This window comes from Yoonia maricola, from assembly GCF_002797915.1.
GTDB classification, from domain to species: domain Bacteria; phylum Pseudomonadota; class Alphaproteobacteria; order Rhodobacterales; family Rhodobacteraceae; genus Yoonia; species Yoonia maricola.
Genome location: NZ_PGTY01000001.1, coordinates 1,318,990 through 1,341,406, shown reverse-complemented (window position 1 = coordinate 1,341,406; position 22,417 = coordinate 1,318,990). Strand labels below are relative to the sequence as shown.

General features: G+C 56.3%; 22 protein-coding genes. 17 read left to right on the top strand and 5 right to left on the bottom strand.

Features of this window, described 5'->3' with window-relative positions; translation table 11 throughout:
- Positions 1-75: 75 nt before the first annotated feature.
- The 5 genes from betI to BC777_RS06865 all read left to right on the top strand — a co-directional run bounded on the left by betI (position 76) and on the right by BC777_RS06865 (position 4,948).
- Complete coding sequence (betI, locus tag BC777_RS06885) at positions 76-660, top strand: choline-binding transcriptional repressor BetI (RefSeq protein ID WP_168769131.1); 585 nt, start codon at positions 76-78, stop codon at positions 658-660.
- Entirely contained in the window at positions 657-2,165 is a 1,509-nt protein-coding gene (gene betC / locus BC777_RS06880; RefSeq protein WP_100367360.1) for a choline-sulfatase, read from the top strand. The genes betI and betC overlap by 4 nt, the downstream gene beginning before the upstream one ends.
- A gap of 77 nt (positions 2,166-2,242) precedes the next feature.
- Positions 2,243-3,901, top strand: coding sequence for a choline dehydrogenase (betA, locus tag BC777_RS06875; RefSeq protein WP_100367359.1), 1,659 nt, complete (start codon positions 2,243-2,245; stop codon positions 3,899-3,901).
- Positions 3,902-3,984: 83 nt separating this feature from the next.
- Positions 3,985-4,629 (top strand): thermonuclease family protein, encoded by a 645-nt coding sequence (locus tag BC777_RS06870; RefSeq protein ID WP_100367358.1) that lies wholly within the window; start codon positions 3,985-3,987, stop codon positions 4,627-4,629.
- A gap of 82 nt (positions 4,630-4,711) precedes the next feature.
- The gene (locus tag BC777_RS06865) at positions 4,712-4,948 is read left to right on the top strand and encodes an HP1242/YdcH family protein (protein WP_100367357.1); all 237 of its coding nucleotides are present in this window, start codon (positions 4,712-4,714) and stop codon (positions 4,946-4,948) included.
- Here BC777_RS06865 and BC777_RS06860 read toward each other — a convergent pair.
- Both BC777_RS06860 and BC777_RS06855 read right to left on the bottom strand, forming a co-directional pair.
- Positions 4,945-6,345: a helix-turn-helix domain-containing protein gene (locus BC777_RS06860; RefSeq protein ID WP_100367356.1), complete on the bottom strand. Its 1,401-nt coding sequence runs from the start codon at positions 6,343-6,345 to the stop codon at positions 4,945-4,947. The genes BC777_RS06865 and BC777_RS06860 overlap by 4 nt on opposite strands.
- 51 nt (positions 6,346-6,396) lie before the next feature.
- Positions 6,397-7,608 carry a multidrug effflux MFS transporter gene (locus BC777_RS06855; protein WP_100367355.1) on the bottom strand — a complete coding sequence of 404 codons (1,212 nt, stop codon included), beginning with the start codon at positions 7,606-7,608 and terminating at the stop codon, positions 6,397-6,399.
- A 166-nt stretch (positions 7,609-7,774) separates the two neighbouring features.
- Between BC777_RS06855 and BC777_RS06850 the strand changes: the two genes are divergently transcribed.
- The 6 genes from BC777_RS06850 to BC777_RS06830 all read left to right on the top strand — a co-directional run bounded on the left by BC777_RS06850 (position 7,775) and on the right by BC777_RS06830 (position 13,379).
- Positions 7,775-9,304 carry an acyl-CoA carboxylase subunit beta gene (locus BC777_RS06850; protein ID WP_100367354.1) on the top strand — a complete coding sequence of 510 codons (1,530 nt, stop codon included), beginning with the start codon at positions 7,775-7,777 and terminating at the stop codon, positions 9,302-9,304.
- Between the two features lie 319 nt (positions 9,305-9,623).
- Positions 9,624-9,767 (top strand): hypothetical protein, encoded by a 144-nt coding sequence (locus BC777_RS19355; RefSeq protein WP_168769094.1) that lies wholly within the window; start codon positions 9,624-9,626, stop codon positions 9,765-9,767.
- 83 nt (positions 9,768-9,850) lie between these two features.
- Positions 9,851-10,201 (top strand): hypothetical protein, encoded by a 351-nt coding sequence (locus BC777_RS06845; protein WP_211095358.1) that lies wholly within the window; start codon positions 9,851-9,853, stop codon positions 10,199-10,201.
- 328 nt (positions 10,202-10,529) lie between these two features.
- The gene (locus BC777_RS06840; RefSeq protein WP_100367352.1) at positions 10,530-10,736 is read left to right on the top strand and encodes a hypothetical protein; all 207 of its coding nucleotides are present in this window, start codon (positions 10,530-10,532) and stop codon (positions 10,734-10,736) included.
- 99 nt (positions 10,737-10,835) lie between these two features.
- The gene (locus tag BC777_RS06835; RefSeq protein WP_100367351.1) at positions 10,836-12,833 is read left to right on the top strand and encodes an acetyl-CoA carboxylase biotin carboxylase subunit; all 1,998 of its coding nucleotides are present in this window, start codon (positions 10,836-10,838) and stop codon (positions 12,831-12,833) included.
- Positions 12,834-13,379 (top strand): hypothetical protein, encoded by a 546-nt coding sequence (locus tag BC777_RS06830; protein ID WP_133122525.1) that lies wholly within the window; start codon positions 12,834-12,836, stop codon positions 13,377-13,379. It begins immediately after the preceding gene.
- Between the two features lie 10 nt (positions 13,380-13,389).
- On the opposite strand, the gene BC777_RS06825 is transcribed toward BC777_RS06830, so the two are convergent.
- The gene (locus tag BC777_RS06825) at positions 13,390-13,851 is read right to left on the bottom strand and encodes a DUF4174 domain-containing protein (RefSeq protein WP_100367349.1); all 462 of its coding nucleotides are present in this window, start codon (positions 13,849-13,851) and stop codon (positions 13,390-13,392) included.
- Positions 13,852-13,952: 101 nt separating this feature from the next.
- Here BC777_RS06825 and scpA point away from each other — a divergent pair, with 101 nt between their 5' ends.
- From scpA to BC777_RS06800, 6 genes are read left to right on the top strand one after another with little or no spacing between them, the layout of a single operon-like run.
- A complete protein-coding gene (gene scpA / locus BC777_RS06820; RefSeq protein ID WP_100367348.1) occupies positions 13,953-16,079 on the top strand; it encodes a methylmalonyl-CoA mutase in 2,127 nt (708 codons plus the stop codon).
- Between the two features lie 7 nt (positions 16,080-16,086).
- The gene (locus BC777_RS06815; protein WP_100367347.1) at positions 16,087-16,710 is read left to right on the top strand and encodes a VOC family protein; all 624 of its coding nucleotides are present in this window, start codon (positions 16,087-16,089) and stop codon (positions 16,708-16,710) included.
- Positions 16,707-17,174: a GNAT family N-acetyltransferase gene (locus BC777_RS19510; RefSeq protein ID WP_245834186.1), complete on the top strand. Its 468-nt coding sequence runs from the start codon at positions 16,707-16,709 to the stop codon at positions 17,172-17,174. The genes BC777_RS06815 and BC777_RS19510 overlap by 4 nt, the downstream gene beginning before the upstream one ends.
- A 12-nt stretch (positions 17,175-17,186) precedes the next feature.
- Positions 17,187-17,867 (top strand): molecular chaperone DjiA, encoded by a 681-nt coding sequence (locus tag BC777_RS19505; protein WP_245834185.1) that lies wholly within the window; start codon positions 17,187-17,189, stop codon positions 17,865-17,867.
- The gene (locus BC777_RS06805; protein WP_100367346.1) at positions 17,864-18,862 is read left to right on the top strand and encodes an endonuclease/exonuclease/phosphatase family protein; all 999 of its coding nucleotides are present in this window, start codon (positions 17,864-17,866) and stop codon (positions 18,860-18,862) included. The genes BC777_RS19505 and BC777_RS06805 overlap by 4 nt, the downstream gene beginning before the upstream one ends.
- 50 nt (positions 18,863-18,912) lie before the next feature.
- The gene (locus tag BC777_RS06800) at positions 18,913-19,290 is read left to right on the top strand and encodes an AAA+ family ATPase (protein WP_100367345.1); all 378 of its coding nucleotides are present in this window, start codon (positions 18,913-18,915) and stop codon (positions 19,288-19,290) included.
- A 38-nt stretch (positions 19,291-19,328) separates the two neighbouring features.
- On the opposite strand, the gene BC777_RS06795 is transcribed toward BC777_RS06800, so the two are convergent.
- A complete protein-coding gene (locus BC777_RS06795) occupies positions 19,329-20,390 on the bottom strand; it encodes a PP2C family protein-serine/threonine phosphatase (RefSeq protein ID WP_245834183.1) in 1,062 nt (353 codons plus the stop codon).
- A gap of 379 nt (positions 20,391-20,769) precedes the next feature.
- The gene (locus BC777_RS06790) at positions 20,770-22,356 is read right to left on the bottom strand and encodes a Ppx/GppA family phosphatase (RefSeq protein WP_100367344.1); all 1,587 of its coding nucleotides are present in this window, start codon (positions 22,354-22,356) and stop codon (positions 20,770-20,772) included.
- Positions 22,357-22,417: the final 61 nt, after the last annotated feature.

The following is a 22,417-nucleotide window of genomic DNA, read 5'->3' as shown; positions in this document are numbered from 1 at the left end:
CTCCCTGATTTTTCTTGATTGACGGATCAATAAAGAACGATTTATGTGCTCGAGACACCCCAGATTGAGGAAAACATGCCCAAGCTTGGAATGGAGCCTATCCGTCGCGCCGCATTAGTAAAAGCCACGATTGATGAAATCGGGGCCGTCGGCAATCTTGATGTAACTGTCAGCAATATAGCCAAGCGTGCGGGCATGTCGTCAGCGTTGGCGCATCACTACTTTGGCGGTAAGGAACAGATATTTCTGGCAGCGATGCGGCACACCCTTGCACTTTATGCGCAAGACGTGCGCACAGCACTCAAAGAGGCAAGTGGCCGTAAGGCCCGGTTGGAAGCCATTATCCGGGCCGGCTTTATCTCTTCCAATTTTCAGCCAGAGGTTATTGCGGCTTGGCTGAACTTTTACGTGCTGGCGCAAACCTCGACCGCGGCGCATGATCTGCTGCGCATCTACCAACGCCGCTTGCACAGCAACCTGATGTACGATCTGCGTCCTCTGATTGGCACGCGGGCCGAAGGTGCTGCGGCACGTATTGCGGCCCTGATTGACGGGCTCTATCTGCGCCAAGGGTTGTCGCGCGCCAGTTCCGACCAGTCGGATGCAACCACACAGACGCTGGCCTTGCTTCACATAGAGCTTGAAGGGCGGACCCAATGAAAAAGCCCAATATCCTGATCATCATGGTTGACCAGTTGAACGGCACGTTGTTCCCCGATGGTCCAGCAGACTGGCTGCATGCGCCAAACCTTAAAAAGCTGGCCGCGAAGTCGACACGTTTCGCCAACAGCTACACCGCATCCCCGCTTTGCGCACCGGGGCGGGCATCGTTTATGTCTGGCTTGCTGCCTTCCCGTACAGGTGTCTACGATAACGCTGCCGAATTCGCCTCATCCATCCCCACCTATGCGCACCATCTCCGCCGCGCAGGCTATCAAACCTGCCTTTCCGGCAAGATGCACTTTGTCGGCCCCGACCAGTTGCATGGGTTCGAAGAACGGCTGACCACCGACATCTATCCCCCCGATTTCGGCTGGACTCCTGATTACCGCAAACCGGGCGAGCGCATCGACTGGTGGTATCACAACATGGGGTCCGTGACCGGGGCAGGGGTAGCCGAGATCACAAACCAAATGGAGTATGATGACGAGGTTTGCTACAACGCCACACGCAAGCTGTACGACCTCTCACGCGGACACGATAACCGACCATGGTGTCTGACGGTCAGCTTCACGCATCCACATGACCCCTACGTGGCGCGCAAGAAGTACTGGGACCTCTATGAGGACTGCGAACATCTGATGCCTGAGGTCGGACCGATTCCATACGAAGATCAGGACTCCCATTCCCAACGCATCCTTGATGCCAACGACCGTGACAACTTCAACATCACGGACGATCACATCAAACGGGCCCGCCGCGCCTATTTTGCGAATATCTCCTACCTCGACGATAAAATCGGCGAAGTGCTGCAAACGTTGAAAGATACCCGGCAAGAGGCGACGGTCCTCTTCGTCTCTGACCACGGCGACATGCTGGGAGAACGCGGGCTTTGGTTCAAAATGTCTTTCTATGAAGGCTCCGCGCGCGTGCCATTGATGATCGCCAGCCCCACCATGGAACCCGGTCTCAACACGACCCCAGTGAGCAACATTGACGTCGCGCCCACGCTTTGCGATCTGGCCGGCATCGACATGTCCGAAGTGGCCCCATGGACGACCGGCGAAAGCCTTGTCCACCTCGGCCAGGGCGGTACCCGCGACACTCCCGTCGCGATGGAATATGCAGCCGAAGGCAGCTATGCCCCGCTGGTTTCACTGCGCTACGGCAAATGGAAATACAACCGCTGCGCGCTTGATCCCGACCAGCTCTTCGATCTCGAAGCTGACCCGCACGAGCTCAAAAACCTCGCCGCAGAACCGGCCCACCAAGGCACGCTCACCCAGCTGCGCGCCAAGTCAGAGGCCCGCTGGGACCTCGAAGGCTTCGACGCCGCTGTGCGCCAATCGCAGGCCTGCCGCTGGGTGGTGTATGAGGCGCTGCGCAACGGCAACTACTTCCCATGGGACTACCAACCGCTGCAAAAAGCATCCGAACGCTACATGCGCAACCACATGGATCTGAACGTCCTCGAAGCAAACCAACGCTTCCCCCGAGGCGAATAGTTGCTCCTTCATCTTGGCCCAAAAACTCCTGCCGGAGGCTCCGACCCCGGCCCGCAACCTCGAAAGCCGCAAGTAGAATGCAATCAGATTACGTCATCATAGGTGCCGGCTCTGCCGGTTGCGCTATCGCCTATCGTCTGGCTGAGGCCGGCAAACAAGTGCTGGTCATCGAACATGGCGGTACAGATGCCGGGCCGTTCATCCAAATGCCCGCAGCGCTGTCCTATCCAATGAACATGAAGCGTTATGATTGGGGCATGAAGTCCGAACCCGAACCACACCTTGGCGGGCGCGAGATGGTCACGCCACGCGGCAAAGTGATTGGCGGATCATCCTCAATCAACGGCATGATCTACGTGCGTGGCCACGCCTGCGACTACGACTATTGGGCCGAAAGTGGCGCGCACGGCTGGTCCTATGCCGATGTACTGCCCTACTTCAAACGGATGGAGCATTGGCACGATGGCGGCCATGGCGGGAACCCCGATTGGCGCGGCAAAGACGGCCCACTGCATGTCACACGCGGGCCTCGTAAAAACCCGCTGACGCGTGCCTTTGTCGAAGCAGGGCGTCAGGCAGGTTACCCCGTCACCGGCGATTATAATGGCGAGCAGCAAGAGGGCTTCGGCCCCTTTGACGCTACGATCTACAAAGGCAAACGCTGGTCTGCTGCGACCGCCTATTTGCGATCCGCGCTCAAGCGGCCCAACTGCACGATCACCCGCGCGCTGGCCCGTCGCATCGTGATTGAAGACGGACGGGCCACGGGCGTTGAGGTCAGCCGTGGCAACAAGATCGAGGTGATCACCGCCAATAAGGAGGTCATTGTTGCAGCCTCGTCGCTGAACTCACCCAAGCTTCTTATGCTTTCCGGCATTGGCCCTGCTGCCCACCTACAAGAACATGGGATCGACGTCATCGCCGACCGTCCCGGTGTTGGCCAAAACCTGCAAGACCACCTCGAACTTTACATCCAGCAATCGGCCACCAAACCGGTATCGCTTTTCTCGTATTGGAACATCCGCGGCAAAGCTAAAATCGGGCTTGAATGGCTGTTGTGGAAAACCGGCCTTGGCACTTCCAACCAATTCGAAAGTGCTGGCTTCATCCGGTCTAAGGCTGGCATCAAATACCCCGACATCCAATATCACTTCCTGCCCATTGCGGTCAGCTATGATGGCAAGATCATCCCGGAGGGCCACGGCTATCAAGCCCACGTCGGCCCTATGCGGTCTCAGTCGCGTGGCCAAGTCACGCTACGCTCTGCCGACCCCGAAGATCACCCTAAGATCGCATTCAACTATATGTCTCATCCGCAAGATTGGGAGGATTTCCGTACCTGCATTCGCTTGACCCGTGAAATCTTTGCCCAACCCGCCTTTGATGAGTTCCGGGGCAAGGAAATCCAACCCGGTGATGCGGCCCAAAGCGATGAAGAGCTTGATGCGGTGATCCGTGAACATGCCGAGAGCGCATATCACCCCTGTGGCACCTGCAAGATGGGCGACCCAAACGATCCGATGGCGGTGGTTGACCCTGAAACTCGCGTGATTGGCGTCGAAGGGCTGCGGGTCGCCGATAGCTCCATCTTCCCGCGGGTGACCAATGGCAATACAAACGGTCCGTCCATCATGGTGGGGGAAAAGGCGGCTGACCATATCCTGCAACGCAATCCGCTTGCGCCATCAAATGATGCGCCATGGATACATCCGGAATGGAAGACCAAACAACGCTAGGCCCTGTGACCCGGTTAACACTTTCTTAACCTTTATGAACGAATTGCCTTGAAGGTACCGGAGGCACGCCCCTACCTCAGGGCATGTTTCGTGCCATCGCTCTTTTCTTGATGTTCATCGCAGGGCCCGTATTCGCGGCGCCAAATGGCACCGTCCGGGTCATCGACGCCGACACAATAGATGTCGGCGGGACCCGTGTGCGGCTCTTCGGGATCGATGCACCCGAAATGGGTCAACCTTGCCGCGCAGACGGGCGCGAATGGGATTGTGGCGCGTGGACCCGGGACGCCGTGCGCAACCGTTTCGAAGGCAGCTACGCGCGATGCGAAAGTCGCGACACCGATCGGTATGGCCGGGTCGTCGCGCAATGTAGCGTGGATGGGCAGGACATGGGGCAGTTGATCGTCTATTCCGGCATGGCTTGGGCCTTCCGCCGCTATTCCGAGAGCTATGATCTGGATGAAAAAGCGGCAGCCGTCGCCGGGCGCGGGTTATGGGCTGTTGACGTGCAGATGCCGTCAGACTTTCGCGCGGCGCAAGTCGCAGACGACCCCGCCCCGGACCGAAATTGCGCGATCAAGGGCAATATCTCTTCTGGCGGGCGCATCTATCATGTACCGGGGCAGGAACACTACACCCGCACCCGGATCAACCCCGCAAATGGCGAACGCTGGTTCTGTTCGCGGGCCGAGGCCGAAGCTGCCGGATGGCGCGCGGCGCGGCGATAAGGCCCGCAATTTGATCCGTATCAATGTGTGGTCGCCAGTCGCGCGCTAGCTTTCTGAGAACAAACAGCAAAGGATCAATGTGATGTCGCATACGCCCCACGAACTGGCAGAAGAATTCCCCGATAAAGTTGATGCCATGCACGCCATGAAAGAAAGCGACGCCCATTTCGCGCGGTTGTTTGATGAGTATCACGAGATCAACCGCGCCGTTCACCGGGCCGAGACGGATGTAGAGCCAACGGATGATCTGCACATGAGCGAGATGCGCAAGCAACGGATGCGCCTGAAAGATCAGATCGCCGCGATGCTGAATAGCTAGTCCAACTGATAAGGAAGAATACCCCGACGGTCCGGGTCCACCCGCAGTTGCCGTTCAAGCGGTGGAACGGACCGTTGGTGACAGTTGCGTCGCTCGCAAATCCGGCAAGAGATGCCGATGGGGGCGTAGGCGTCTGCCGCGCCCAGATCCATGTGGTCTGCGTAAACCAGGGCGGGGGCGTGTTTCACCTCGCAGCCCAACCCGATCGCATAGCGGCGGGTTGGTACATTGTAGGCACCACCTGATTTGCTGACATCTCGCGCCAGGCAGAAATACCGCGCGCCGTCGGGCGTTTCGGCCAGTTGACGCAAGAATTGCCCCGGCAATTCGAAGGCCTGATGCACATTCCACAGCGGGCAGGCACCGCCATAACGCGCGAATTGAAGGGTCGTCGCCGAATGGCGTTTAGTAATCGTGCCTGCCTGATCCACGCGGACAAAGAAGAACGGAATACCCTTGGCACCGGGGCGTTGCAGCGTAGACAGACGATGCGCGACTTGTTCCAGCGAAGCACCAAAGCGGGCTGAAAGTACCTCCAGATCATGCCGGGTGGCTTGCGCCGCTGAAAGAAACGCGGCGTAAGGCATGAGTGCCGCACCGGCAAAGTAGTTAGCAAGGCCGACCTCGGCGATGCTGCGCGCCTCATCTGATTGAAAGCGGGCGAGGTCAAGGGTCGCTTCCAGCAACGGTTCCTGTCCGATCAGTGCCAGCTGCAACAAAAGCTGAAAGGTCTGTGTCGCGCTGCTGGCAAATTGCGAAATCACCAAGGTCTTACTGTCTGCATCGTAGCGGCGCACGTCCGCCGCATCCTTGAACACCACTTTGATTCCGTGACTGTCCAGCATGCGGACGGCGGCATCTGCCATCGCCTCTCCGGGGTTTGTGCGGCTGGCAAACCGCTCTGCTGAGCGATCCACGGCATCGATGTAGTTGTCGCAGTAGTGAAAGAAATCACGCACCTCTTCCCATGGGCTGGGCTGAAGGCGGGCGTCTTCGCGGCCCAAGGCTTCGTCCAGTGACGCCAGCCGTTCGTGCGTTTGGCGGTAGGCGGCGTGCAGATCAAGGAAGGCGCGGGCAAGGGCAGGGGCGTTTGCGGCAGCAAGGCGCATATCGGCCAGTGCCGGGGCAGGGCCGGTAAAAACCGGATCGGCAAGCGCTTCGCGCATGTCGCCGACCAATCGGGCCTCATCACCCGATTGCAACTCGGTCACGTCAAAGCCGAATTCCTGCGCGAGGCCCAGAACCACCGCTGTCGAAACGGGCCGGTTATTATTCTCCATTTGGTTGAGGTAAGGCAGCGACACCCCCAGCTTTTCGGCAAAGGCTTTTTGGGTCAGTTCGAGCCGCCCGCGCAATTCGCGCAGCTTCGCCCCGGCATAGAGTTTTTGAACAGCCATATCGCACCTTTGCAGATTTGCTAGCGCACATTAGCTACTGCAAAATAGGCGTCAAGCGATCCGCTTTTCCCGCCAGACAACGAAAAGCACTGCAAAAAGGGCAAGGATGGATGTGCCCAGCATGATCAATTGCAGTGGCAGTGTCCCTGTCTCGACCGTCAAAATGCCGCCAGCAAACTGCGATAATGCCGCCCCACCACCAATCATGATCGCCCCGCTCAGCCCGCTGGCCGTACCCGCAAGATGAGGGCGCACGGAAATAGAGCCCGCCATCACATTGGGCAGCATGACCCCATTGCCTAATCCCAAGAACACGCAAAATCCAAAGAAATTCAGTGGATGATCGACGCCTGCAAGGGTTAGCGCCGCCGAAAGGCCCAAGCCAAGAATAGTAATTGAGGTTCCGATGATTGCCATGCGGTTGACGCCAAGTTTGACCGAGAAGCGCCCGGACAGATAATTGCCAAACGCATAGCCGATCGCAGGCGCGCCGAGGGCGATGCCGCTCCATAAGGGCGAGAGCCCGAAGATATCGCTGGCAACAAAAGACGTGCCACCCAGAAGCGCGAAGAACCCGCCTGAGCCGAAGGCGGCGCAGAGGGCGTAGCCCCAGAAACGCGGTGAGCGGAATAATTCGGGATATGTCCGAAGCTGATCGCGAAAGCTGGTGCCTTCGCCTTTAACTGTTTCGCCAAGGTCAAGATAGACCAGAGCAAGCGTCGCAAGCCCCGCTGCCGATAGGAACACAAACGTTGCCTGCCAGCCGAACGCCTGTTCCAACCCGCCGCCGATCATCGGGCCGACCATGGGTACCAGCGCCATACCCATTGTCACGTAGCCAATCATAGACGCCGCTTCGTCTTGCGGCACGATATCGCGGACAATCGCACGCCCTAACGCCATAGAGGTCGCAACGGCGGCTTGCATGATGCGAAAAAACAGAAACACCTCAACTGTGGTTGCGAAAAGCGCCCCGATTGATGCCACGACAAAGATGGTGAGCGACCCAAGCACCATGACCCGCCGCCCATAGCGGTCAGAGATCGGTCCAATGAACACCTGCAACACCGCAGTCGCTGCCAGATAACCCGACAACGCAATCTGCATAATCGCATATTCAGTGTCGAAATACGTCGTCATGGCCGATAGCGACGGCAAAAAGATCGACATGCTGAGCGCGGACATGCCGGTGATCAACACGAGGGTCAGGATATGTGGTGGTGTGGTGCGATCCAGAAAACGGATCGTGGGGAGGGTAGCCATTACCCCGGTTTATGCCTCTGACAGGGGCTTGTCCATGCTTGTGTTATTTGCAGATTTGCAAAATTGATTATGTGCTAACTGAGATATTTGCAAATATTCCTATTGACCCTTCTCGCCAGATGCTGTGCGCGGTATGTATATCCGAAAGAATACGGGGGGTGATCCGATGGATGTATTACAGGAACTCGAAACGCGGCGGCAGGCGGCCCGCTTGGGTGGCGGTGAAAAGCGGATTGCTTCACAGCATAGCAAGGGCAAGCTGACCGCGCGCGAGCGGATTGAACTGCTGCTGGATGATGGATCGTTCGAAGAATTCGATATGTTCGTCGCCCATCGCTGCACTGACTTCGGGATGGAGAAAGATCGGCCTGCCGGTGACGGTGTCGTCACAGGATGGGGGACGATCAACGGGCGCTTGATCTATGTATTCAGTCAGGATTTTACCGTCATGGGTGGGTCCGTCTCTGAAACCCACGGTCAGAAAATCTGCAAGATCATGGATATGGCTGTGCAGAACGGCGCGCCGATCATTGGGATCAACGATTCCGGTGGTGCGCGCATTCAGGAAGGCGTCGCCAGCCTCGCTGCCTATGGTGAGGTGTTTCAGCGCAATATCACGGCCTCTGGTGTTGTCCCGCAGATCAGCCTGATCATGGGGCCGACAGCGGGTGGTGCGGTCTATTCGCCTGCAATGACCGATTTTATCTTCATGGTCAAAGACAGCTCTTATATGTTTGTCACCGGGCCCGACGTGGTCAAAACCGTGACAAATGAACAGGTCACAGCCGAGGAACTGGGAGGTGCGGGGACGCATACCAGAAAATCCTCGGTCGCCGATGCAGCCTTTGAAAACGATGTAGAGGCAATTGCAGAGGTGCGTCGCCTTGTGGATTTCCTGCCGCTGCATAACCGCGAAAAACCCCCGGTGCGTCCTTTCTTCGATGATGTGAATCGCGCCGAGGAAAGCCTGGATACGCTGATCCCTGATAACCCCAACATGCCTTACGACATGAAAGAGTTGATCACGAAGCTTGCGGATGAAGGTGATTTTTACGAAATTCAGGAAGAATTCGCCAAGAATATCCTGACCGGTTTCATCCGGCTTGAGGGGTCTACCGTTGGTGTTGTGGCCAACCAGCCCATGGTGTTGGCAGGATGTCTGGACATTGATGCTTCGCGCAAGGCGGCCCGTTTCGTGCGGTTCTGCGATGCCTTTGATATTCCGCTGCTGACATTGGTGGATGTGCCCGGTTTTCTGCCCGGCACCAGTCAGGAATACGGTGGGGTGATCAAACACGGGGCAAAGCTGCTTTATGCTTACGGTGAGGCGACGGTGCCCAAGGTGACTGTCATCACGCGTAAAGCCTATGGCGGCGCTTATGTGGTGATGGCATCCAAGCACCTGAATGGTGACTTCAACTATGCCTGGCCCACATCCGAAATTGCGGTCATGGGCGCCAAGGGCGCGACAGAGATTATTCACCGCGCGGACCTGAATGATCCTGAGAAGCTGGCCAAGCACACACAGGACTACGAAGACCGCTTTGCCAACCCATTTGTGGCGGCAGAAAAAGGCGTGATTGACGAAGTGATCATGCCGCAATCGACGCGCAAACGGGTATGTCGTGCATTTGCATCGTTGCGCACCAAGCAAGTATACATCCCTTGGAAAAAGCACGACAACATCCCGCTATGATCTGTGTCAGCTATCACAATCACGTATGTAACGTCGCTTTGCGTAGTGTCAGTGGCAAGATTGCGCTGCCAATCATTTCACAAATGGCACTATATTTGGCACCCATTCTCACATTTACACAAAATATAGGCAGGGTATCACGACGGTGGACGAAACCTGAGTCTTTGCGGCAACATCACGCGCAGTTCACCCCGGAGGTCTTTGAGAACAAAGGATTTTTAGATATTGTACCGTTACGCGAAGTGGATATCGCGCTCTCGTGGGGTCAAGGTGGCGAAGATCACCGGACACCCTGCACAAACAGAGGCAGGCAAATAAAATGGTACAAGGACTTATGGCTTTCACGGTTGCGGCGCTTATGGCGCTTGTTGCTGTGTCTGGTAGCCAAGACCGTCCGCCGCTGCATGTCACATCGGATGCAGCAGCACAGCAGCAGGTCGACTACGACCAGTTGGTTTACTAGCGCTTATTGTTTTGGGCGGGCTTTCAGGCCCGTCCAACCCGCCCTCCCACCGCGTGGAGGCGCATATGGCTAACCTTCCTTACATGGATAAACATCGCGGGTTTCCGGGCAGATTGCCGGGGACGGATTTTCAGTTCACGCTACGGCGCGCCAATAAAGCTGGTGCAACGCCGCTGACCGAACGGATCCGCTATCCAGATCGTCGCGCACCGGACAAACGTGCGGACGCCGGTTTCATGCAGGCCTTGTGGGAACATTTTGGAGATGAGCCCTTCGTACGCGGTAATCTGGATGCCGGGCGGCTTAGCTGGTTTTTCGGGCGCGAAGTGATCCCGGCAGAAGACCCGTTCGATCCAGCAAGTTATGAGGCGATGTTGCGTATCGATGTGAAGCTCGCCCAACAGTCATTCCCTGAAATTCTGGGAGGCAGCTAAAAGTGAGCGATCTGACAGCGAAACAATCTAAGCGAGAATTCGCTTATTTGGGACGATCTGCGCAACAATGCTATTCAGAGCGTTTTTCTTTCTACACAGTCAAAAGTGTAGTGGGATACTCCAGTTTTTGTTCTGCTGCAAATTCTCAATACCGTTACCCTTCCCCTGATCGGCCTGCTTACTCACCAAGCAGGCCGATAACGGAAATCCGCTTGCGCACGGCCAAAATGACGGGTGATATTGGATATCACGATGAAATTGCTATTCATCGTAGCGCAGATTGCACCAATTGTGGGGCGATCGACATAACAATGATAGGTTTAAGATTATGCAAAAGACATCCATCATCCTTGCGACAGTGGCAGTATTCGGTTTGGCAGGTTGCCTTGAAGGCGACGTGGAACGTGGCGTCGCGGGCGCTGCAGGTGGCCTCGTGGCCGCAGAAGTGCTGGGCACAGACCCAACAGGCACGGCAATTGCAGGTGCTGCCGCTGGCGTGCTTTGCGATGACGCAGGCATTAACGCCTGTAAATAACTCAGCTACCGGCGCCCAGATCGGGCGCACAACATATTCAGGCCGTCGTCGGGGTAATTCCCCGGCGGCGGTCTTTTCGTTTTTGGGGACGTAAAGACCATGTTCAAGAAAATCCTGATCGCCAACCGTGGTGAAATCGCGTGCCGAGTGATCAAGACCGCGCGCAAGATGGGCATTAAAACGGTCGCCATCTATTCGGATGCGGACCGCAATGCGCTGCATGTAAAGATGGCCGATGAGGCCGTGCATATTGGCCCGCCCCCAGCAAACCAGTCCTATATTGTCATCGACAAGGTGATGGATGCGATCAAGCAGACCGGCGCCGAAGCCGTACATCCCGGTTACGGTTTTCTGTCGGAAAATCCCAAATTCGCTGCCGCGCTAGATGCCGCTGGCGTCGCTTTTATTGGCCCCTTGAAAGGTGCGATTGAAAAGATGGGTGACAAAATCACCTCGAAGAAGATCGCGCAAGAGGCCAATGTTTCCACTGTCCCCGGATACATGGGGCTGATCGAGGATGCCGAAGAGGCTGTGAAAATATCGAACGAAGTTGGGTACCCTGTGATGATCAAAGCCTCTGCGGGTGGTGGCGGTAAGGGCATGCGCATTGCTTGGAACGACACCGAGGCGCGAGAGGGCTTCCAATCGTCTAAGAATGAGGCCGCCAACAGCTTTGGTGATGATCGCATATTTATCGAGAAATTCGTCACCCAGCCGCGTCACATTGAAATTCAGGTGCTCTGCGATGAGCACGGTAATGCTGTTTATTTGCACGAGCGGGAATGCTCGATCCAGCGCCGGAACCAGAAGGTTATTGAAGAAGCCCCAAGTCCCTTTTTGGATGAAACAACCCGCGAGGCGATGGGCGAACAGTCCGTCGCGCTGGCGAAGGCCGTTAGTTACAATAGTGCAGGCACAGTAGAATTTATCGTCGATGGTGACCGCAATTTTTATTTCCTAGAAATGAACACCCGTTTGCAGGTCGAACACCCTGTGACCGAATTGATCACCGGGATCGATCTCGTCGAACAAATGATCCGTGTGGCGGCTGGTGAAGAGCTGTCGATTACACAGGATGACCTCAAAATTAACGGCTGGGCCATGGAAAGCCGCCTTTACGCTGAAGACCCGTATCGCAACTTCCTGCCCTCCATCGGGCGTCTGACCCGGTATCGCCCACCAGCGGAAGAGGCGACCGAGACACGTGCCGTACGCAATGACACCGGCGTCTATGAAGGCGGCGAGATTAGCATGTATTACGATCCAATGATCGCCAAGCTATGTACTTGGGCACCCGACCGCGCGACCGCGATTGAAGAAATGCGTTTGGCGTTGGACGGGTTTGAGCTGGAAGGGATCGGGCATAACCTGCCGTTCTTGGCTGCCGTCTATGACCATCCTAAATTTACCAGCGGCAATATGACGACCGCCTTTATCGAGGAAGAATACCCCGATGGGTTTGAAGGTGTAACCTTAGACGACGAAACCTGCGAACGCATCGCCGCTGCCGCCGCTGCCATGCACCGTGTTGCCGAAATCCGGCGCACCCGCATTTCGGGTCGTATGGACAATCACGAGCGCCACGTTGGCAAGGATTGGGTGGTGAACCTGCAAGGTCATGCCCATGAGGTGAAGATCAACGCGGATAAAACAGGGGCTGACGTCGAAATTGCTGAGCGAACTTTGCGGGTCGAAAGCAATTGGACACCGGGCGATCCATTGGCGCGGCTGACTGTGGACGGGGCACCGCTGGTGTTGAAAATTGGCAAAATTTCGGGCGGCTTCCGTGTGCGCTATCGCGGTGCGGATGTGAAAGTACATGTGCGCACGCCGCGTCAGGCGGAGCTGGCAGCACTTATGCCTGAAAAACTGCCGCCTGATACATCGAAATATCTGCTTTGTCCGATGCCCGGCCTGATCGTGAAGGTCGATGTGACCGAGGGCGACGAGGTGCAGGAAGGTCAGGCGCTTTGCACGATTGAGGCGATGAAGATGGAGAACATCCTGCGCGCCGAAAAGAAGGGCATAGTGAAGAGGATCAATTCCGGCGCGGGCGATAGCCTTGCCGTTGATGAAGTGATCATGGAATTTGAATAGATGGGTCGCTCTTGCACCATAATGGCCTGTGCCGACGCGCATAAGGATACTTTTCTGCAAGCCGCTGGGCTGACCAATACAGGGCAACCTGACCCGGATCACAATGCAGAGTTTACGGGTGCCTCTGATGGCAGGCACTTTTTTCTATGGCGTAACCCGTTGGAAGGAAAACTGCTTCGGCGACTTGATCTTAAGAAGGTGTCGCAGGCCGTACCATTTTACCACATTGAGATCGTTGCAAGTGTGGATGGCGCTGCAACGCGACGCTTTGAAGATGGTCGGTGTGTCTGGTGGATCGAGGGCGGAAAAACAGGTTACGCAGAAATTGGCAAACCGCCATTCAGCAAAGATGAACTGATTGCGAGTTGGGAACGTCACGAGCAATCCTCAGGTTTGGTGTCAGAGGGCGAACCTGATGCATTCACGCTTGCTGCAGAAGCGTTTGTATTGGCAACAGGGTTGCGCCATGAAGAAGATGACGCACTGAACTTTACCTCGTTTGAGGGGCAGTTTCCCTATGCCAAACCATTTTGGAAGTTTTGGTAATGCGCCGTCTTTATTCGCTCACGCTCCGCCTGTCAGAAATCTCTTGCTGGCGCAGCGGCATCTTGTCGATGGAGCGTGACAACTCGCGGACGCTGTATGGGCTTGGCTTGCGCAGGGCCACGCGTCCGTCCTTGCCGATCAGCGCCATCATGTATCCGCGTGGGCGTAGCGTGGTGCGCAAGTCGGTCATGGCCGTGCGATCCGTATCCGTGATCACGATGACATCGCGCACCGCAAGCTGTTCCATATCGGCCAGCAACAAATCCATCTGCTGTTGGAAGCGCGGGTCGTTGGGCGTATCTGCGAAAACGACCAAAGGCCGGGCAACCCAGTTGAGCTCATCCAGCGTAATCTCGGCCCCGTCAAAGACCTGTGTGCGGTCTTCTTCCCAGCGTTCCAGAACGGTTTGTTCTTGTGCGACGGCGGGGAATGCGATGAGGGCAGCGAGTGCTATGTTCGTCAATAACTTCATGAAATTAGATATAGAGGCGCTTGCGCCAAAAGCTAAGGGTCAGATGCATTTTGCAGCAAACAAATGCGCGTTACCCCATCCAATACACGCCGGAGGCACCAATGTCTGATAAGAAAACATGGGAAGAGATCGCGCGCAAAGAGCTGCGTGGCAAGCCTTTGGAGGCGCTGACGTGGGATACGCTGGAGGGTATCCCCGTCCAGCCGCTGTATACTGCGGATGATACGGACGGATTGCCGCATATGGGCGGTATCCCCGGTGAGGCCCCGTTCACGCGCGGTGTGAAGGCCACGATGTATGCAGGCCGTCCTTGGACGATCCGCCAATATGCTGGGTTTTCGACCGCTGAAGAGTCCAATGCGTTCTATCGCAAAGCGCTTGAAGCCGGTCAGCAGGGCGTGTCTGTCGCTTTTGATCTGGCGACGCACCGCGGCTATGACAGTGATCACCCCCGTGTTGAGGGCGACGTTGGTAAGGCTGGTGTAGCCATCGATAGTGTTGAGGATATGAAGATCCTCTTTGATGGGATTCCACTCGATAAGGTGTCGGTTTCCATGACGATGAACGGCGCAGTTATTCCGATCCTCGCCAATTTCATCGTGGCCGGGGAAGAGCAGGGGCATCCCCGTAATGTGCTCTCAGGTACTATTCAGAACGATATTTTGAAGGAATTCATGGTGCGCAACACCTATGTGTATCCGCCGGAGCCGTCGATGCGTATCATTGCGGATATCATTGAATATACGACGAATGAGATGCCGAAGTTCAACTCCATCTCAATCTCTGGCTACCACATGCAAGAGGCAGGCGCGAACCTCGTCCAAGAACTGGCCTATACGCTGGCCGATGGGCGTGAATACGTGCGCACGGCGATTGCACGGGGCATGGATGTGGACCAGTTTGCGGGGCGTCTGTCATTCTTCTTTGCCATTGGTATGAATTTCTTCATGGAGGCCGCCAAGCTGCGCGCCGCCCGCCTGCTGTGGTCGCGGATCATGGCAGAGTTCGCACCGAAGAACCCCAAGTCGTCGATGCTGCGGACCCACTGCCAGACCTCTGGCGTGTCACTGCAGGAGCAGGACCCTTACAACAACGTCATTCGCACGGCCTATGAAGCTATGAGCGCGGTTTTGGGCGGCACACAGTCGCTGCACACCAATGCGCTGGATGAGGCGATTGCCCTGCCGACTGAGTTCAGTGCGCGCATCGCCCGAAATACCCAGTTGATCTTGCAGGAAGAGACCGGCGTGACCAATGTGGTCGATCCGCTGGCGGGCTCTTACTACGTCGAGAACCTGACGCATGAATTGGCTGAGGCGGCATGGAAGCTGATCGAAGAAGTCGAAGAAATGGGTGGGATGACGAAGGCCGTCGCTTCTGGCATGCCCAAGCTGCGGATCGAGGAAACGGCGGCCAAGCGCCAGGCGGGGATTGATCGCGGGACCGAAGTTGTTGTCGGGGTGAATAAATACCGCAAGGACAACGAAGACCCGATCGACATTCTGGACATTGACAATGATGCGGTGCGCTTGTCGCAAATCGCACGGATTGAGGCCACGAAGGCGGCCCGCGACGACGCCGCTTGCGAGGCGGCTCTGACCGAACTCACCCGCCGCGCAAACGAAGGCGGTAACCTGTTAGAGGCGGCGGTCGAGGCATCTCGCGCCCGCGCCACAGTCGGAGAGATCAGCATGGCAATGGAAAAAACATTCGGACGGCACCGCGCCGAGGTGAAGACTTTGGCGGGCGTTTACGGTGCGGCCTATGAGGGCGACGAAGGGTTCGTTGCCATCCAATCCTCGGTCGAGAAGTTCGCCGAAGATGAGGGCCGCCGCCCGCGTATGCTGGTGGTCAAGATGGGGCAGGATGGTCATGACCGGGGCGCGAAAGTGATCGCAACGGCTTTTGCCGATATCGGCTTTGACGTTGATGTCGGGCCGCTGTTCCAGACGCCTGCTGAGGCCGCACAGGATGCAATTGATAACGATGTACATGTGATCGGGATCAGCAGTCAGGCGGCGGGGCATAAGACGCTGGCCCCGAAACTGGTAGCGGCGCTGAAGGATGCAGGTGCCGAGGATATCATTGTGATCTGCGGTGGGGTTATTCCCCAACAGGACTATCAATTCCTTTATGATAGCGGCGTGAAGGCGATCTTTGGGCCTGGGACGAATATACCAAAGGCGGCGCAGGATATTCTGGGCATTATCCGCGAGACGCGAGGGTAGGGCGCACATGAATGCACGCCCGACAAAACTTGACCACCTCGCGGTCGCCTGTAGCAACCTCGCCGAAGGGACGGCATGGGTTGAGGCGCAACTGGGCGTACGGTTGCAACCGGGCGGACAACATGCGCGCTATGGGACGCATAACACGTTGTTAGGGCTGGCCGATGGGTTGTATTTCGAAGTGATTGCGAAAGACCCGGATGCTATACCAGAGGCGGGGCATGCTTGGTTTGGGTTGGATGACTTTGCCGGGCCGCCACGTTTGGCGAATTGGATTTGCCAGACCGATGATATCGCGCAAGCCGTGGCGAAGGCACCGCCTGAAGTTGGTGCGCCACGGGCCCTGACCCGCGCTGATCTGGCGTGGCATATCACGGTGCCCGACGATGGCTCTTTACCCTATCAAGGCGCGTTTCCGACGTTGATTGAATGGGCCAAGGGCACGTATCATCCGGCGGACAGGTTGCCCGATAGCGGGTGCCGATTGGTGCAGTTTCAGGTCTTGCACCCGCAGGCAGAGGCTATCAGCCAAATGCTGGATTTGGCCGATGATCGGGTGCGTTTGACCAAGGGGGCCTTTGCGATGAAAGCGACTTTTGAAACACCTGGTGGGATCAGAACATTGGCATGATCCGTGCGGCTGTTCCCACTGATGCCACACAGATTGCTGCGATCTGGAATAAGGTTATCCGTGAAACGACGATTACCTTCAATCCAGTTGAAAAATCAGACGAAGAGGTGGTCGGTCTAACCTCTAAGGATTGCCTTGTTTGGGAAGATGCCGGTCAGATCCTTGGCTTTGCACGTTATTTTCCTTTCCGCGGTGGTGAAGGGTATCGTTTCACTGTTGAACACACGATCATGCTGCATACAGATGGACGCGGGCAAGGCGGTGGTCGGCGGTTGATTGAGGCACTGTGCGCTCACGCAAAGGCCGCAGGCAAACATGTCATGATTGCCGGCTGCAGTGCGGAAATCACCGGTGCGATTGCGTTTCACGCCCGCCTTGGCTTTCAAGAGGTTGCAACGCTCCCCGAAGTGGGGTTCAAGTTTGGGCGTTGGATCGATCTCGTTTTGATGCAGAAACGCCTTTAAAGGACATATTTCATGTCGATTTGGTCACGCATGGCCGAAGCTATCGCCGCCCTTGCCAAAGGCGAGGGGCTATCGGCTGTCTTTGACAAGCTACGCGCATCCCCTGACAGAACCGTGGCCTTTGCCATTGCGGTTATTGCGCTAGGCGCGAAAATGGCCAAGGCCGATGGGCTGGTGACCAAGGATGAGGTCGTGGCTTTTCGCGAGGTGTTCCTGATCCCGCCTGATGAAGAGGCGAATGCGGCGCGGGTCTTTAACCTTGCCCGTCAGGATGTTGCGGGTTTTGATGTCTACGCCCGCCGCATCAAGGCGATGTATGGCGCGGATGACCGCCCTCTTTGTGATCTGCTGGAAGGGCTTTTCCATATTGCTGTGGCTGATGGGGTGTACCATCCCAAAGAAGATGATTTTTTGCATGCGGTCGCAGATATTTTCGGGTTCGACGAACGCCGCTTTCGCGGCATCCGTGCACAGTTTGTGGCCGAGGCTGATCGTGACCCTCACGATGTGCTGGGGGTCGACCCGGATGCCCCCATGGACGAGGTGCGCGCGGCTTGGCGCAAACTTGTCCGCGAAACGCACCCTGATCAGATGATGGCGCGTGGCGTCCCCGAAGAAGCGGTCAAACTGGCCGAGCGGCGCATGGTCGCCATCAACCGCGCCTGGGAAGAAATCCAAGGCACCCGCGCATGAGGATCGCCACCTATAATGTGGAATGGTTCAATAGTCTTTTTGATAATGACGGTGCGCTGATTGACGATGACAGTTGGTCATCGCGCTGGGATGTGACCAAGGCGCAGCAAACGGCAGGCCTGGGCGTTGTCTTTGAGGCCATGGACGCCGATGCGGTGATGGTCATTGAAGCCCCCGACACCAGCCCACACCGCAATACGCGGACAGCATTGGAAGCGTTTGCCGCGCGCTTTGGTCTGCGGGCGCGTGAGGTTGTGACAGGCTTTACCAACGAAACGCAGCAAGAGATCGCATTGCTTTATGATCCGGATGTGCTGGACGCGCATCATGATCCGCAGGGTGATACAGCGGCCCCACAGTTTGATGCCCAATTTCGTATGGATATTGACGTCGATGCGCATCCTGATCCGATCGTCTGGTCCAAACCACCGCTTGAGGTGGCACTGACAACGGGCAGCGGCCCGCTGCGCCTGATCGGGGTACACGCCAAATCGAAGGCACCCCATGGGGCGAGCAATGCGGCAGAGGCAACGCGCATTTCAATCCAGAACCGGCGCAAACAGTTGGCTCAATGTGTCTGGTTGCGCAAGCGGGTTGAACAGCATCTGGCCGCTGGCGAAGACCTGATTGTCTTGGGTGATTTCAACGATGGTCCGGGTCTGGACGAATATGAAAAGCTGTTTGGTCGGTCTGGGGTCGAGATTGTTTTGGGTGAAGGCACGCAAGAACGCTTGTTTGATCCACATGCGCATATGGTGCTGTCGCGCAGGATTGGTGCGACCCCTGTAACGGCGCGGTTTAAACGCAAGGGTCAGCCCTATCTGCAAGCCTTGCTCGACTATCTTATGGTGTCGCCGGGTCTGCGCGCAAAGTCACCCAAGTGGCAGATCTGGCATCCCTTTGATCATCCGGCATGCTATCGCGATCCTGTCTTGCGTGCGGGGCTTTTGGCCGCCTCTGATCACTTCCCTGTCGTGTTGGACATTGATGTGTGATTTGCGATTTGTGATTTGAAATTGCGTCCGGGCCTTCCTACATTTCGAATATGAGACTGATCATTTCACTCGCATTGGCCGCGAGCCTTTCATGGACGTCGGCGATGGCGCAAGACGGCCCTGACCCTCAGACGGAAGAAGGTTTCGACCTGATGGAGGAAGGGGCGCGAATGCTGATGCGCGGGTTGATGAATGAGATGGAACCAACCATCGACGCCTTGCGCGACAGTTTTCAAGAGATGGGACCGGCCTTTGCGGAATTCGCGCAATCGGTCGGCCCTGCTTTTGCAGAACTGCTCGATCAGATTGACGATCTAAGCAACTATGATGCGCCCGAACTTCTGCCAAACGGCGATATCATCATGCGCCGCCGCCCTGATGCACCTGTTTGGGAGCCAGAGTTTGATGGCTCGGAAATCGAACTTTAGCGTCATACAGTCGGTTCCTGACAAAGCGTGCAGGGTGCCTATTTGTTCTGCGACTGTACCTTTTTGACCGTTGGCACGTCTTGTTCGTCCTTCAGGGCAGGCTGATCAAAGCTAAGTGCTTGTGATGTTACAAGACGGATGATCCGCTTGGTCGGAATGTCAATTGGTTCGGGCGTGTTAACGGCCTCGGCTATCTGTTCTTCTACGCGGGCAGCAGGCAGTTCAGCATCTGTTGACAGGTTAAACTCGGAATCCGTAGGCAACTCGACAAGTACAGGTGCCGCGTCAACGGGTGTTGGCAGCGCTACGTTCCGACGCGCGCCCAGTTTAATGACCGTGAATGCGGTATTGTCCTGATCGGGATCGTCAAGATCGGCAATGGCGGACAACAAGGCCTCTGTAATCTCTGAACTGGATGCATTTTGCGTCTGTTGCAGAATTGCAGTGATCATGTCGTTTGATAGGAACTGTAATCCATCGCTGGCGGCAATCACGATATCGCACTCCAACACGGACATTGGCGTCTCAGGGCAATCAATCTTGGCGACATCTGCACCGGCAATTGCAGATGTGAGCGTATTGCGGTCCGGATGGTTCCGTCCGACTTCTGGGTCCATCGCACCAACTTTGACCATCATGTCAATTTGTGGGGCCAGAGAGTGATCTTGGTTCAGCTGGCGCAACGCGCCGTCACGGAACAAAAACAACGGCGAGTCACCAACGGACACCCAATAAAGATCATCATCGCGAATAATGCAGGCCAATAGGGTCGCACCCATGCCGTAGCTGTCTGGCCTTTCTGCAATATGCTGGGTCACGCCGGTGTTTGCGACCATCGCGGCGTTGTATAAAAACGCGGAGATGTCGGTGTATTTCGTGTTCAGCAGCATCTCTTTGCGTTTGATTTGGCTGAACACCTCGGACATTACGATGGCACTTGCCACATCACCTGACAGATGCCCGCCCATGCCGTCGGCCACTATCGTAAAACCTGTTTCTTGTCCCTGAGGGAAGCTGGCGACCAGACTATCCTCTTGATAGTCACGTCCACCTTTGATTGCTGCTGTCGCAACATCGAACCTTACTGCTTGTCTCAACACGTCCACCTTGAATTTAATCAGCACCCCAAAGGGCGAAACCGCATGCACATAACACCGATGCGGCGCGGACAACTTGTCTTAGAAAGAAACAAAAAGCGAGCCAAATGAGGCAAAAACCCGACTTTTTAGCGGCACAAAGTGAAAATATTCACCTTTGGTTCATTCTGGTGCCATTTTTGACGTAATTTTAGGAAACAGATATCACTATTGCGGGTCATTGTTGATCTATATGGAACTGCATTCACATTGCGCATTGGTCGTCAGTAAGGGTTTGCTTGCGACCAAACCTTCCTCGCATCGGGTCCATTGATAAAATGTCCCGTTGATTGGGGTAATTGGATGCGTGAAAAAGAGTATAACTTTGCGGCAAGGTGTTCTTCTACGCAGAGTCAACTTTTTCGGTAACGTTGCTTTTACGCATTTTCGTGAACTTAACCGTTCCGCTTGCATCCATTGCGGCAACAAGCCCGTCAAACCTGGATTGCGCGACCTCACCAAAAAGCGGACGCGCATGTTCATTCAGCTTTAAAGTCAGTTCGCGCTTTTGTGGTTTCCAGCGGAGCGTGCCCGGCTCCTCATCTGCGGTAAGCCACAGCATCGCGCCCAGACGCATCGCTTTGCCCAGCACCTCTGCCTCTTTGATCTGGGCGGCGTCCAGCATGTCAAAAAGTGTGTCAAAGCGGATGTTTGTATTCTTGCTGGTGTAGCGGTTCATCAACGCCAGCCCCAGCAGCACGCGTTCATAGTGCTTCAAACCACCCAGATTGGCGCGTGTGGCGTTATCAAATGTGACCTCTGCACGATAATCGGGATGCGCGCGCCAGCTGACGTCATGCAGCAGGCAGGCGGCTTTGATAATCCGCTTGCGTTGCCAATTGGCGCGCGGAAACAGCGGCTTGATGAATTCATACAGCACGCGGCCAAACCCAGGCAGGCGGGCATCCTTGGCTTCGGCAAAGCGACACGCCTCAATCAGCGGATCGCGTTCGCGCAGCGCCCGCGGCATCTGCTCGTAAAGCATGCCTTCGCGGATACCGTAAGAGGATATCGCCACATCCTTGGGTTTGAACGTGCGCATGAGTTCTTTGAGGACAATTGAGGCCAGCGGCACCAGCGACATCCGACTGTCCGAGATATTGCAGCGCCCGCGCAGCTGTTGCAGATCGGACTTGCGGATGTATTCGGCCGTCTTGGTGATTTGGCGCGAACTCATCCGGTATTCGTGCAGGACGGTCAGCGGATAATCCCGCCGCTCCATATCGACCCGCGCAATCGCACGCCATGACCCGCCGACCAGAAACAGGCGCATGCCGGTGACATTGCCCATTTCATCATGCAGCCTTTGCATGGTGTCGCGCACGTAAGCCTTGACCGCCTTGCGCCCGCCTTTGATTTCCCGCAGTTTCAGCGGCCCCAGTGCAGAGGTCAGGCGGCGCCCCACACGGCCATCGGCAAGGTCAGCCAGTTCCATGGAAGAGCCGCCAATATCGCACACCAACCCATAGCTGCCGGGCCATCCCAACAGAACACCTTGGGCGGAAAGCCGTGCCTCTTCCTTGCCATCGATGATCCACAGCTTGATGCCTGTTTCGCGCAGTACTTCTGCCTGAAAATCACTGCCGTCTGTGGCCTCGCGCACCGCCGCTGTTGCAACAGCCGTCAGGGGCGGGATACCCATCCCTTGGGCCAATGCGGCAAAACGGCGGATCGCCGATATCGCACGCACGCGGCCTTCGGGGTTCAGATGCCCGGTTTGGGACAGGCCCGCACCAAGGGCGCACATGATTTTTTCGTTGTAAAAATAGGCAGGCGACCGTGCTGCACCATCAAACACGACCAGACGCACCGAGTTTGAGCCCACATCAACGACACCAACCCGGCTGAGACGCTTGGCCGCGGCATCTTCAAAAAGGGGGCGCCCGAAAGGGCCCCAGTCAATCGTGTCGGCGTTTTGGGTTGCGGTCATGGATGAAAGAGCCTTGTTATGCGAAAGAACCCTGAGGGTGTTTCTGTCATTGCACAACTCC